This window comes from Brachyspira sp. (assembly GCF_029258575.1).
Classification (GTDB): domain Bacteria; phylum Spirochaetota; class Brachyspiria; order Brachyspirales; family Brachyspiraceae; genus Brachyspira.
Map to the genome: position 1 here is coordinate 1 of NZ_JARHYI010000109.1, position 13,106 is coordinate 13,106.

13 protein-coding genes are annotated in these 13,106 nt (G+C 26.5%); 11 read left to right on the forward strand and 2 right to left on the reverse strand.

From position 1 onward, the window contains the following. Positions 1-157 precede the first annotated feature (157 nt). The 10 genes from Q1J76_RS08290 to nifS all read left to right on the forward strand — a co-directional run bounded on the left by Q1J76_RS08290 (position 158) and on the right by nifS (position 10,049). The gene (locus Q1J76_RS08290) at positions 158-1,150 is read left to right on the forward strand and encodes a glycosyltransferase (RefSeq protein ID WP_300369607.1); all 993 of its coding nucleotides are present in this window, start codon (positions 158-160) and stop codon (positions 1,148-1,150) included. Between the two features lie 85 nt (positions 1,151-1,235). Continuing rightward, complete coding sequence (locus Q1J76_RS08295) at positions 1,236-1,721, forward strand: hypothetical protein (RefSeq protein WP_300369608.1); 486 nt, start codon at positions 1,236-1,238, stop codon at positions 1,719-1,721. A gap of 113 nt (positions 1,722-1,834) precedes the next feature. Next, the gene (gene cmk, locus Q1J76_RS08300; protein ID WP_300369609.1) at positions 1,835-2,506 is read left to right on the forward strand and encodes a (d)CMP kinase; all 672 of its coding nucleotides are present in this window, start codon (positions 1,835-1,837) and stop codon (positions 2,504-2,506) included. Positions 2,507-2,555: 49 nt separating this feature from the next. Continuing rightward, a complete protein-coding gene (locus Q1J76_RS08305) occupies positions 2,556-4,217 on the forward strand; it encodes a S1 RNA-binding domain-containing protein (protein WP_300369610.1) in 1,662 nt (553 codons plus the stop codon). A 158-nt stretch (positions 4,218-4,375) separates the two neighbouring features. After that, complete coding sequence (locus tag Q1J76_RS08310; RefSeq protein ID WP_300369611.1) at positions 4,376-5,491, forward strand: MGDG synthase family glycosyltransferase; 1,116 nt, start codon at positions 4,376-4,378, stop codon at positions 5,489-5,491. A gap of 172 nt (positions 5,492-5,663) precedes the next feature. Then, complete coding sequence (locus Q1J76_RS08315; protein WP_300369612.1) at positions 5,664-6,800, forward strand: MGDG synthase family glycosyltransferase; 1,137 nt, start codon at positions 5,664-5,666, stop codon at positions 6,798-6,800. Between the two features lie 44 nt (positions 6,801-6,844). Beyond that, positions 6,845-7,312 carry a hypothetical protein gene (locus tag Q1J76_RS08320; RefSeq protein ID WP_498034135.1) on the forward strand — a complete coding sequence of 156 codons (468 nt, stop codon included), beginning with the start codon at positions 6,845-6,847 and terminating at the stop codon, positions 7,310-7,312. A 471-nt stretch (positions 7,313-7,783) separates the two neighbouring features. Further along, entirely contained in the window at positions 7,784-7,960 is a 177-nt protein-coding gene (locus Q1J76_RS08325) for a (2Fe-2S)-binding protein (RefSeq protein WP_300369613.1), read from the forward strand. Between the two features lie 76 nt (positions 7,961-8,036). Beyond that, a complete protein-coding gene (gene nifU, locus Q1J76_RS08330; protein ID WP_300369614.1) occupies positions 8,037-8,870 on the forward strand; it encodes a Fe-S cluster assembly protein NifU in 834 nt (277 codons plus the stop codon). A gap of 12 nt (positions 8,871-8,882) precedes the next feature. Next, positions 8,883-10,049 carry a cysteine desulfurase NifS gene (gene nifS / locus Q1J76_RS08335; RefSeq protein ID WP_300369615.1) on the forward strand — a complete coding sequence of 389 codons (1,167 nt, stop codon included), beginning with the start codon at positions 8,883-8,885 and terminating at the stop codon, positions 10,047-10,049. 530 nt (positions 10,050-10,579) lie between these two features. Here nifS and Q1J76_RS08340 read toward each other — a convergent pair. Then, on the reverse strand, positions 10,580-10,825 hold the full coding sequence (locus Q1J76_RS08340) for a PD-(D/E)XK nuclease family protein (RefSeq protein WP_367182108.1): 246 nt from the start codon (positions 10,823-10,825) through the stop codon (positions 10,580-10,582). A 331-nt stretch (positions 10,826-11,156) separates the two neighbouring features. Then, entirely contained in the window at positions 11,157-11,411 is a 255-nt protein-coding gene (locus Q1J76_RS08345) for a hypothetical protein (RefSeq protein ID WP_300369617.1), read from the reverse strand. 200 nt (positions 11,412-11,611) lie between these two features. On the opposite strand from Q1J76_RS08345, the gene Q1J76_RS08350 reads away from it, so the two are divergent. Next, the gene (locus Q1J76_RS08350; protein ID WP_300369618.1) at positions 11,612-12,787 is read left to right on the forward strand and encodes a hypothetical protein; all 1,176 of its coding nucleotides are present in this window, start codon (positions 11,612-11,614) and stop codon (positions 12,785-12,787) included. Positions 12,788-13,106 lie beyond the last annotated feature (319 nt).

The window sequence follows — 13,106 nt, forward strand, 5'->3', positions numbered from 1 at the left end:
TCATATAGAATTTTTCCCTCCTATGAGAAGTAAGGAGAAACAGAAATTTAATGCTTCTTCTGAAACAGGAGCTTGGGCACCTTGCAATCCTACAAGTCCTGAAGAGATGGCTTCTCAGCTAAGAACAGCTTATATCAGATATATGGGAATGTAGAATTTGCTTAAATTTACTATCATAATACCGCATAGAATTGGTGAAAATATAGAAAAAACTCTAGAAGGGGTATATCTTTCTAGTTATCCTAAGGAAAATATTGAAATTTTTCAGGCAGAAGGTACCCATCCTACTGTGCAAAGAAATGAATGTATAAAACAATCATGCGGAGATATTGTATATTTTATAGATAATGATTCTATTGTAAATGCTGATAATATAAAAGAAGCTAATAGTATATTTGAAAATGATGAAAGAGTAGCCATAGTCGGAGGTCCTGCTATACATAAGGTTACTTCTTTGATTGAAATGTATATAGATAGATGTATGAGAGCCTATTATGCAGTTGGTCCTATAGCTAATAGATATAGATTTGATAATAGTATGATTAAAGAAGGCAGTGATAGGGATGTTATACTTTGCAATTTATTTGTAAGACGAAATGTATTATTTGAAGCTGGACTTTTTAATGAGAATTTATATCCTAATGAAGAAAATGCTTTGATAGATAAAATACTTTCTCTTGGATATAAATTGATATATGATCCAAAAATAATAGTGCAAAGACCTCCAAGATCGAATTTAGGCTCTTATATAAAAATGCTTCTTAATTATGGTAGAGGCAGATTTGAACAATTATTTAGAGATTTTAATTTCAAGAATTTGATATTTACTATTCCAGCATTATTTTCTGCTTATATTATTTCAACTCCTATGATTGCTGTTTTATATGGTATTACAGGAGTAAACATAATAAAATTTTATTTTCTTCCATTATTAGTTTACATAATAATGACTTTATTCGCGGGTATTTTATACGCTTTTAAAGACAAAGGTATTATATGTAAGATTCGGGGTTTGTTTGTATACCCTTTTATGTTTTTTATTACACACTTCTTTTATGGGCTTGGTTTTTTTTATGGAATAATGAGAATAGTTTCAAAATTCAAGAGAATTGCCAAATTTTCAGTAAAAAAGTACAAATCTTTCGAATAAATTCGTGGTTCTTGATATTTTCATATTGTAAAATTAGTAATATTATATATCTTTTATTTGTTATTTTTATTAGGGTTTATCAAATATGAAGGTTTATAAATATATATTATTTATTTTATTTATATTTTCACTTAATTTGTATTGTATTCCTAGCGTTAGAGTTGATGATAATATTTATTGGGCTAATTCCTATATCAATGATGGAGTAACAGATATAAAAGATATAGTTTTTGAAGATTATTCGATAAATTTAAATGCTATGGGTTTTCCTATGTTAAGTACTTTTCTTAATATTGCCAATATTATACCTATACTTTCATTATTTGAAGATTTGTATGAGTTTATAGGTTATGATAAAAATGTATCAACTAAAGTAGATTATCTGAATTTCTTTAGGACTTTAAAAACTATAGAATGGTATTTTTTAGATAATAAAAATATATCAGCCTCTTTTACCTATTCAAGTTCAATGAATGTTGATTATAATAGTATGATAAGGGATCTGTCTGCATCTTATTCATCTTTTTATATAGATACAAACATATTACTTAGCATTCATTTTTACTTATAATACTAATAGTATAAATTATTTATTAGAAAATATTAAAAAAATGTAATAAATATTTGCAAATTATAATCATTTATGATATATTGTATAGAAAATTATTTTTATAAAGGTAATAGGTGTCAAATACATACGAAATAATTACTCTAGATGGTCCTTCTGGGGCAGGAAAAAGCACTATAGCTAAATTATTAGCTAAGAAATTATCTTTTAAATATTTAGATACAGGTGCTATGTATAGGGCAGTAACCTTGTATATGATAAAACATCATATAGATATAACTAATAATAGTGAAGTCATATCAGCTCTTAATAATTTAAGTGTTAACTTTGATAATGAGGGAAGAATATATCTGGATAATGAAGATGTAACTGAAGATATAAGAAGTATCAAAGTAGTCAATCTAGTTTCTAAAGTTTCCTCCATAAGTGCAGTAAGACAGAATATGGTATCTCTACAAAGAAAAATAGCAGAAGGCGGTAATTATGTTGTAGATGGTAGAGACATAGGAAGTGTGGTATTCCCTAATTCTAAACATAAGTTTTATATGGATGCTTCTTTAGATGAAAGAGCCAAACGAAGATATAATGAAGAATTATCTAAAGGCAAAAATATTTCTTATGAAGAGGTTAGAGAAAGTATAAGAAAAAGAGATGAATTTGATTCAAATAGAGAAGATAGTCCTCTTGTAGTGCCTGAAAATGCTAATATAATAGACACTACCAGTATGACTATTGATGAAGTAGTTGAAAAAATTGCTAATGTGATTTTTAATATAAAGTCTAATTAAATGATTAGATATTTTTAACCTGTTAAAGATACAGGAGGGAGAGGGAACAATGGAAGATAATAACTTATCAAATGAACGTGAAGAATTTCTTAAGGCTTTGGAAAGTAGTGATAATACATCTCTAAGCCGAGGAAAAAACATTAAGGGAAAAGTAGTACAATTTGATGATACAGATGTTTTTATAGATTTTGAATCTAAATCTGAAGGTAAAATAAAGAGAAGCGAATTTGATAAAGAACCTATTGTAGGAGAAGAAATAGAGGCTATTGTTTCAGGTGAAGATGATAAAGGTTATGTTATTTTATCTAAAATTGAAATAGATAAGAGAAAATCTCAAGAGTTAATAGATAATGCTGTGAAAAATAATACTCCAATTTCGGGTATTGTTAAGGAAGCTATAAAAGGTGGATTTAAAGTATCTATAAATGGATCTCAGGCATTTTGTCCTTTTTCTCAAATAGATTTAGCAAAAGGTATTAAAGAAGCTGATTATATCGGTAATGAATATGATTTTAGGATCATTAAGAGAAATTCAAAAGATCTTGTTGTTTCAAGAAGAGTATTATTGGAAGAGACACAGAATGCAGGAATAGAAACTTTCTTAAACGGATTGAAAGAGAATGATATTATTAATGGTAAGGTAAAAAATATAGAAAAATTCGGTGCTTTTATTGAAATTACACCTGGTTTAGATGGTTTTCTTACTATACCTAATATGTCTTGGGATAAGGTTGTTAATCCTAAAGCTATAATTTCCAAAGGCGATGAGAGAATGTTTAAAGTTCTTTCTGTTGATAAGGAAAAGAGAAGAGTTGATTTGGGACTTAAGCAATTAGATGAAGATCCTTGGGGTAAATTTGTTGAGCAGTATAAAAAAGATGATGTTATACAGGGTGAAGTTACTAATGTTAAGAAATTTGGAGCTTTTGTAAAAGTTGCTGATGGAATAGAGGGACTTGTTCATGTTTCTGATTTGAGTTGGAATTCTCATGTTAATAATCCTAACGATTTCGTTAAAAAGGGTGCTTTTTTAGAGTGTAAAATACTTGATATGAATGCTGCTGAAAGAAAACTTACATTAGGCTTGAAACAGGTTAAAGAAAATCCTTGGGATACTGTTGAAAAAGATTTCCCTGTTAAGTCTTCTGTAAAATGTAAAGTAAAAAGAATTATTAAGAATTTTGCCGTATTTGAACTTCCTAATGGTTTGGAAGGTATATGTGATATAATCGATTTTGATTGGAGAAATAATATAGTTAATATGAAAGACTATGTTAAAGAGGGTGAAGATGTTAATATGGTTATCATGTCAATAGACAGAGATAAACAAAGAATCAAATTAAGCTATAAACATACTCAGGAAAGTCCTTGGAGATTGTTTGAAAAGGCTCATCCTCAAGGTTCTATAGTTGATGGTACTGTTAAGGCTATAGTTGATTCTGGTGCTATTGTTTCTTTGGAAGATGATTTGGAAGGATATATGCATATTTCTCAAGTGGAAATTCCTAAAGGAAGTACTTTAGAAGAAGTTGTGAAAGTAGGTGAAGTTTATCCATTTGTGGTAAGAGAAGTTAATCAAAGCAAAAGAAGAATTTCTTTATCTAGAAGAGAGTATATGGAAGCTCAAAATAAGAAAGAAACTCAAAATTATATTTCTAAAGCAGAGCCTACATCTCTAACTTATAATCCTTTTGATAATATTAATAATTAATTTAATTAAATAAAAAATTATGAAAATCCTAGTGCTGCAGGCATTAGGATTTTTTTTTAATTATTATCAAAGATAAATTTAAGAAGTTTATATTATTGACAAATGTATTAATTTTAGTATAATTTTTAGCAATTAATTTTTTATTAGTGGGTTTTAAAATGAAAAGGATTTTGATAATATCTTCAGAATACACAGGTCATGGTCATAAAAGTGTTCATACAGCATTACTTCAAGGCTTTGAATCTAAGTATAAAGAAAAAGTAGAATGTAAAGTTATTAATGGTTTTACACTTGGAGGACCTGATTTAATTGCAGCGGAGAGACTTTATAATACCTGTATAAAATATTTTCCAAAAGTATGGAATAATATATTTAGATTTTCATTTAAAAACAAGAATTTTATTAATAGACATAATTCTATTACAATTAAAAGACGTTTTATCAAAATTATAAAAAATTATAATCCTGATATTATAGTAAATGTTCATCCAATGTTTAGCGGAAGTTTACTTAATGTATTAAAAAAGAAAAATATTAATATAAAGTTTTTTATTATTATTACTGATTTAATAACTATAACTAAATTATGGTTTGATAATAGAGCAGATAAAATTATTAGCCCTTCTATTGAAGCTTCTGAATATATGATTAAAAATGGAGTAGATAGAGATAAAATCATCATCTTTGGACTTCCAGTGAGAGAAGGTTTTTATTCTTTATTTGAAAGTAAAGAATTGATAAGAGAAAATACTAATATTAATGACACATTAAAAATACTTTTACTTAATAATTCTGAAAAAACAAAAAGACTTATTTATATTATAAATGGGCTTTACAGCAGATATAAATGTGAAGTTACTGTTGTGTGTGGAAGAAATAAAAAAACTTATGAAAAATTAAAAGAATTTTTTTCATCAAGAAGCTATAGTCCAAATATTATAGGATATACTCAGGAACTTCCAAAACTATTTCATGAAAATGATATATTAATAACGAGATCAGGACCTACAGCTATAATAGAGGCAGTTAATTGTTTAATACCTGTAGTATCTATGGGGGCTTTACCTGGTCAGGAAGAGGAAAATCCTATATATTTAAATAGAAATGGTTTAGGTTATAATACAAATTCTACAGATGATATATTTAATAAAATAGATTTGCTTATTGAAAATAATAGAGAAAATTTAATAAAAGTTAGAGAAAATCAATTTGATTATTATGGTAGAGATGTAAGAGATAAGATAGTAAAATATATTGTAGATAATATATTGTAACTTATTGACATTAATATATTGTGGATATATAATTAAAAGATGATGAAATTACAGCAAACAGCAATAATGTTTTTATAACTTTACCATTCTTTTTTGTGTTGCATAATTTTTTCTGAATATGTTTTTATGATACTAGATATATTCTATTATAAAAATGATTAAGGAAAAAATTATGAAAAAAATTTTAATAATATCTTCAGAATACACAGGTCATGGTCATAAAAGTGTTCATACAGCCATAATTCAGGGAATTTCAAAATTATATAAAGATGAGATTGATTGTAAAGTGGTGAATGGATTTGAATTGGCAAATAAAAAATTTGAGGTATTAGAAAGGCTTTATAATCCTTGTGTAAAATATTTTCCTGATATGTGGTCAAAGCTTTTTTTGCTTTCAGATAAAAATACTAATTTTTTTAATAAAAATACTTCCAAAAATATAGAAAAAGAATTTATTAAACTTTTAAATTATTACGGTCCTGATTTGATATTAAGTGTGCATCCATTATTTAATGGAAGCGTACTGAATATTTTAGAAAAATATAATATTAAAATAAAATTCTATACTTTAATAACTGATATAATTAGTGTAACCAATATATGGCTTGATAATAGAAGCGATAAAATAATAAGTCCTTCTATAGAAGTTTCAAATTTTATTGCAGAAAACGGCATAGATAAGGAAAAAATTTTAACTTTTGGAATACCTGTTAGAGAAAAATTTTCATCTATTTATTTTAATATTGAGGATTTAAGAAAAAATACAAATTTAAATGGAAAATTAAAAATACTTTTACTTAACAATTCTGAAAAATCTAAGAGAATATATTATATAATAAAAAAGCTGCATGAAAAATATGATTGCGATATTACCGTTGTATGCGGAAGAAACAGGAACTCATATAGAAGAATAAAATACAGATTAAGAGATTATAAAAAAGAAGTGAATTTGATAGGCTATACTAATGAATTATTTAAGTTATTTCAGAATAATGATATTTTAATAACAAGATGCGGTTCATTATCAGTTGCAGAAGCTATTAATTGTATTATTCCTATAATTTCTATGGGGGCTTTACCAGGTCAGGAAGAAGACACTCCTATATATTTAGAAAAAAATGGATTGGGATATAGTACATCTTCAACTAATGATATTTTCTGCAAAATAGATATACTTTTAGAAAATGGAAGAAAAAAACTTCTTGAAATTAGAGAAGCTCAGTTTAATTATTATGGAAGAGATATGAGAGATAAGATAGTAAAATATATCGCTGATGAATTAGTTTATAATAATATTGAAAATAAATAAAATCTTTTTATAATATAGAAAAATATTATAAAGAGGTTATTAAATTGATTACTAATTCAAAGATGAAAGAACTTATTTCGGGTATTGATTTATCATCTATAGATATTAAAAATTATTATTCTGTATTTGAAAGGGAGAATTCCAATAATGAAAAATATTGGACTATAAGTAATGAAACAGACTGCACTATGTGTACAACTTCTCTTATTGGAAAGGAATTAACAGATTTTGAATGGGATAATAATGAAATATATGTTGCAAACAGTAGAGATATAAAACAAGTTCTTAATCTTGCTTTAAAGATGTTTATGTCTTTAAAAAAAATTCTTGAAGAAAATTATTCATATCAGCAATTTGATTTAATATTATCGGTGTCTGATAAAGATGGTGATATTACTCCGAATGCCAATATAAGATTTTATGCTGTTAGAGATAATTATAGAATAATTGATTTAGAAAATATTGAAAATTATAAAATGGAAGCTCTTTTAGTGTACACTATAAATAGTTAAAAAATTAAGTAATGCCAAATGAAAATAAATAAAAAATTATCATACTTTTCATATAAGCATTGATATTTAATAGGAAGAATATTATTAATTTGGGTGGATATTTTATCAAGAGTACTTTTTTCAGGCTATAATATACCAATATAATTATGGCAATATCTAGGGTAGCGTTTTTCTTTTTTAAGTTCTGCTAATATATTATTAGTGCTTAAAAAAGGAAAACAAGAATATTTTTGAAGTTTGGAAGATTTTGATATAAAAATATTAAATGATATTTATAATATTGATATTAATGAGTTTATGAAATTAATTACTTCTATATTATATGATAGATAAATATATTAAAAAGCACTTGAATTTATTTTAGTTAAATGTTAAAATATTCTAACAATGGAAGGTTATAAAATAGACTAATGTGAAAGTTTCATGTTTTCTATTTTCTTAAAATTAATTTAGATAATAGGAGAATCTAAAATGGCTGATAAGACAATATGTTTTTGTATGGCAGTAACTGAGAATCAAATTAGAGATGCTATCAAATCAAAAAATTTGAAAACATTAGAAGAAGTTTCTAATGATACTAAAGCTGGTACAGGCTGCGGTGGATGCCATGTAGCTATACAACAAATCTTAGATGAAATGAATAAATAAATAATTTTTATATTTTTATATCCCAAAATTATTTAATATATTTATATTAATAATTAACTTAGATGGAGGTAGGAACATGTGGGAATATACAGATAAAGTAAAGGATCATTTTATTAATCCTAGAAATGTAGGAGAAATACAAAATCCTGATGCAGAAGCCATGACAGGCAGTATTGTATGCGGAGACGCACTTAAATTAACTTTAAAGATCAATAAGAGTACTGAAGTTATAGAGGATGCTAAATTTCAGACATTCGGATGTGCTTCAGCTATAGCAAGTAGCAGTATTCTTACTGAAATGATTAAAGGTAAAACTCTTGATGAGGCTTCAAAAATTACAAACAGAGATATTGCTTTGGAATTAGGAGGTCTTCCAGAAGAAAAGATGCATTGTTCTGTAATGGGAATGGAAACTTTAGAGAAAGCCATTAACAATTATAGAGGAATCACTACAGAGGAAGATGAGCATGATGAAGGAGCTATCATCTGTAAATGTTTTGGTGTTACTGACACTAAAATAAAAAGAGCTATAAGAGAAAATAATCTTAAAACTGTAGAAGAGGTAATATTCTATACTAAAGCAGGTGGCGGATGTGGAGCTTGTAAAGTTAAACTTGAAGATATTTTAAATGAAGAGTTGGCAGAGATGGAGAGAGAAGCTAATAATGCTCCTATGACTACTGTTCAAAAGATTAAAAAGATTGAAGAGGCTTTGGAAAGAGTTATTAATCCTATGCTTAAATCAGACGGTGGAAGCTGCAGACTTGTAGATGTTGATGGAAATAAGGTTATAATAGAGTTCAAGGGTGCTTGTTCTTCTTGTGCTTCTTCTAAAAATACTTTAAAGGGCTTTGTTGAACCTAAGATAAAAGAACTTGTATCCCCTGAATTAGAAGTTATAGGTGCTTGATGGGGGATATATATGTCAGATAAAAAAATAATTTATATGGATAATAATGCCACTACTAGAATTTATGAAGAGGTATTGGAGGCTATGTTGCCTTATTTTAAAGATCAATACTTCAATCCTTCTAGTATGTACTCTCCTGCAGGAGTTGTTCATAAGGATATGGAACATGCTAGAGAACAGGTCGCTGATTTTTTAGGGTGTGAGCCTATTGAAGTTTGTTTTGTTTCTTGCGGAAGTGAAGGTGATAATATGGCTATAAGAGGAACTATAGAAGCGTATCCTACTAAAAATCATATTATAACTACAAAAGTTGAACATCCTGCTGTTATAGAAACATGCAAGGTTTTAGAACGTTATGGATATAGAGTAACTTATCTTGCTGTAGATAATGATGGTAATATAAATATTAATGAGTTAAAAAGTGCCATTAATGAAAATACGGCTATTGTTTCTATAATGTATGCTAATAATGAAACAGGAGTGATTTATCCTATAAGAGAAATAGGGCAGATAGTTAAAAATGCAGGTGCTGTATTTCATGTTGATGCTGTACAGGCTGCAGGCAAATTACCTCTTAATATGAAAGATGAGCCTTATATCGATATGCTTACAATAGCAGGGCATAAAATACATGCCCCTAAAGGAATAGGTGTTTTGTATATAAAAAATGGTACAAAGTTAAGAACCGTTCAAACTGGAGGGCATCAAGAAAGAGGAAGAAGAGCTGGTACTGAGAATGTGCCTTATATTATAGGGTTGGGTAAAGCTGCATCTATGGTAAAAGCAGAACTTCCTAAATTTATGGAGCATACTGCTAAACTTAGAGATACTTTAGAAACTGAAGTGTTAAAAAGAATCACCGATGTAAAAATCAATGGTAAGGGGGCTAATAGAGTAAGTAATACTGCTAATATTAGCTTTAAAAATATAGAAGGCGAGGCAATACTTCTTTTATTAGATGGATACGGTATATGTACATCTAGTGGAAGTGCATGTTCATCTGGTACATTAGAACCTTCCCCTGTACTTCAAGCTATGGGAGTCCCTTTTGAATATGCTCATAGTTCTACTAGATTTTCTTTATCATTAGATAATACTATGGAAGAAATAATGTATGCCGCTGATGCTATAGAAAAGATTGTATCAAGACTAAGAGATATATCTCCTTATAGAAATTAAAATTAATATTGAAATTTATTATAGAGCCTGTCGTATTATTATGACGGGCTTTTTTATAATTAATATGTAATAATATAAACTGTATAAAATTAAAAACTATTGAAGGTTTAGCATATTTAAGAAATTTAATAGTTCATTATATACTTCCTACTATGACTATTTTTGATTATTTTTTTTAAAAGAAAGGCATTTATAAAGTTATAGATCCTTTACTTTGGCTTTTACTTCCTATTATATATTTTGATTTTGTTGTTATAAGGCTAGGGTAGTAAGTCCTTTTTCAGATGGAAGTTATTACCCTTGCTTTTTTATTGATATAGATAAATACGGACTTAAAACTGTTTTAAGAAATTCTTTTTTTATAGTTTTGTTTTTTGCTTTCTTAGGATATATAGAATATTTTATTGACATATTTTTTAATAAAGTATTTAGTAAATATAGTAAATAATTTTACTTTTATTTATTGTTATATAAATATAATAAATGAATAATTGTTCTTTTAAGCCTATTTTCTTTTAAAAGTTTATTTTTCATATATGGAGATAAAGATTTTTCAGAAGGTTCTTTCCATCTATTGTTAAATATATTATGGATGTATTTTCTTGATTTTTTGATAATTCTTCATATCTTTCTAATTCTGATTCTTGGTCATCAGCATTTATTTTATTTTCTATGATTAATTGGAAAGAGGCATTTTTTATAAATAAATCGAGTCTTTCGTTTGATATTGAATATTCATTAAACACTGATATGTGGGTATTGTCTATATTACTAATATATTTTCAGCAAATTTTCTTGCTATGTCCAAATCTTCATTATTAATTTTGGAATTGAATTTAAATAGATTAAACAATAATATGCTGTTATTTACCTCATCAAAACTTTCTTTTATAGAATTTATGAGATTAATTTCAGGACTGATTTTTTATTTAATTTCATTGAAAATACTTTGCTTTTCATTTAAGACAAAGTCCAGTAGATTTTCTGCAGTCATTTATTATACTCATTTAATTTAAGTATATTATATGCTTAAAATCAATATTACACAAATAAAATCTGTGCATAATAAAATAAATTACTATGCACAGAAAATAAAATTATTATAATTTATAGAGCTGGCGAATGATACCCTTTGTTAGGACCATTTGGATGTTTAATACAATGTCCATTTGTTAATGAAGCTATTGTATGATACCTATTTCCGCAATATTTACAGAAATAATCTGATTTTTCTCCGCCTTCATATAGTTTATGCTTTCCTTTATTTGGACCATCTGGATGTTTGATACAAGTTCCATTTGTAAGAGTAGCTATTGTAGAATATTTATTTCCACAGTATTCACAGTAAAAATTTTGAGCCATATAAAGCCTCCTATATTTAATATTTATTTTATATTAATTAATATAGCATATTACTATGACAAAAATTGTCGCAAAATTTTATTGTTATAAAAAAGGGATAAAAAAATTCTATTTAATTTATATTCAAAAAAAGTGTCAAAATTTGTCATGTTAATAAATTATAATTAAATTAAAAATAAACATTAAAAGGAATAATATTTATGGAAGAATTAAACAGACAAAATAAAAAATATATTATACAATGCAAAAGCGATTACTATTATACTAAACATTCATTAAATTATTTTTTAAAAGAACTTGATAAACTAATAGAAAAAAATAATATAAAAATAAAAGAAGAAGATAAACTCATAATAAATGATCATCATAATTGTTCAGTATATACTTTTATAAGGGTATTAGAAAAATATTTAATAAGGATTAACTTTGAACAATTTGTACATCCTGACCCAGAAATACAAAAAGACTTATTGGGCTGGGATTATAAATGTTTATTAGAGAAGGACAAATTTCCAGATATTTATGAAAAGTATCATAATGATAAATTTCCTATACTAGATGGTGAGTTTTCAGAACTGCATGTGTATGCAGAGCCTAGTGAAGAAAATTATTTTATTGGAGGCTATGAGGCTTTATATCCTTCTTGGCATTATGAATATGATAACGGGGAGTACAGAGATTTTATAGAAAAAGAAGATGATAAAAAATATAAAGAAGAGATGATTTCTGAAAAGTATAGAAAGAAAGGACTTATATATTTTGAAACTAAAGAATTGGTTGATGAGTTTTTTGAAAGCGGGGAAGTTGATTCAAGAACTTGGTTTATGGAATTGGGAAGCGAAAATAAGAATGAAGCGATGAAATATTTTGAAGAAAGGTTTGATAAACATCTGGAAGAGGAATACCAAAGAGAATTGGATAAATACAATATCACGGATAATGATGACTGTATGAAAAGTTATATTATATATGATGAAGCAGATATAGATTATTATTTTGAAAATAGAGATTTATTTTCATTTCCATTTTTTATAACAAGATACAATGAATTATTTGAGCATTTTTATAAAAAGCTGATGAAAGACAGAGAAGAAGTTAATAATTCTATAAATGATGATATAAAAGAGAAATGCGACAGACTATTATATGATTATATTTTGGGTTATAGTACTAAGCATAAATTTGCTCCTAATAAAGCCCTTTATGTATTAAAAGAATATATAAAAGAAAATTACAAAGATAATTACAAAGATAATTACAAAGAGTATATTGATTTGGCTTTAAGATACATTATGAATTATACAAGGCATTTAGATAGGGATAAACTTATAGAAAGATATTTTAAAGGTGATAAGAGATTTTTATATAAACTGTAATTATTTATACTTATTTATTGTTTAAAAACCTACTGTGAAGCCGTTTTTTGTACCTCTATATAATAAAAATATAGGAGCTATACTATGAAAAAATCATACGCTTTAGAAGAAATTGAAAAAATTATTGATGAAAATGAAATATGAAACTTTATGTACATTAGAAGAAGCATTTGAAATATATAATGATTTAATAAAAAATGGGGCTGTCCTAGATAACTAAAAAAGCTCCTTCTTTGCTAAATTATATACTATTTCTAATTGTTTTTCAACTTTTGGAGTATTAAAGCGAAATTGACATTCTTTAATAAATAAATGAAAA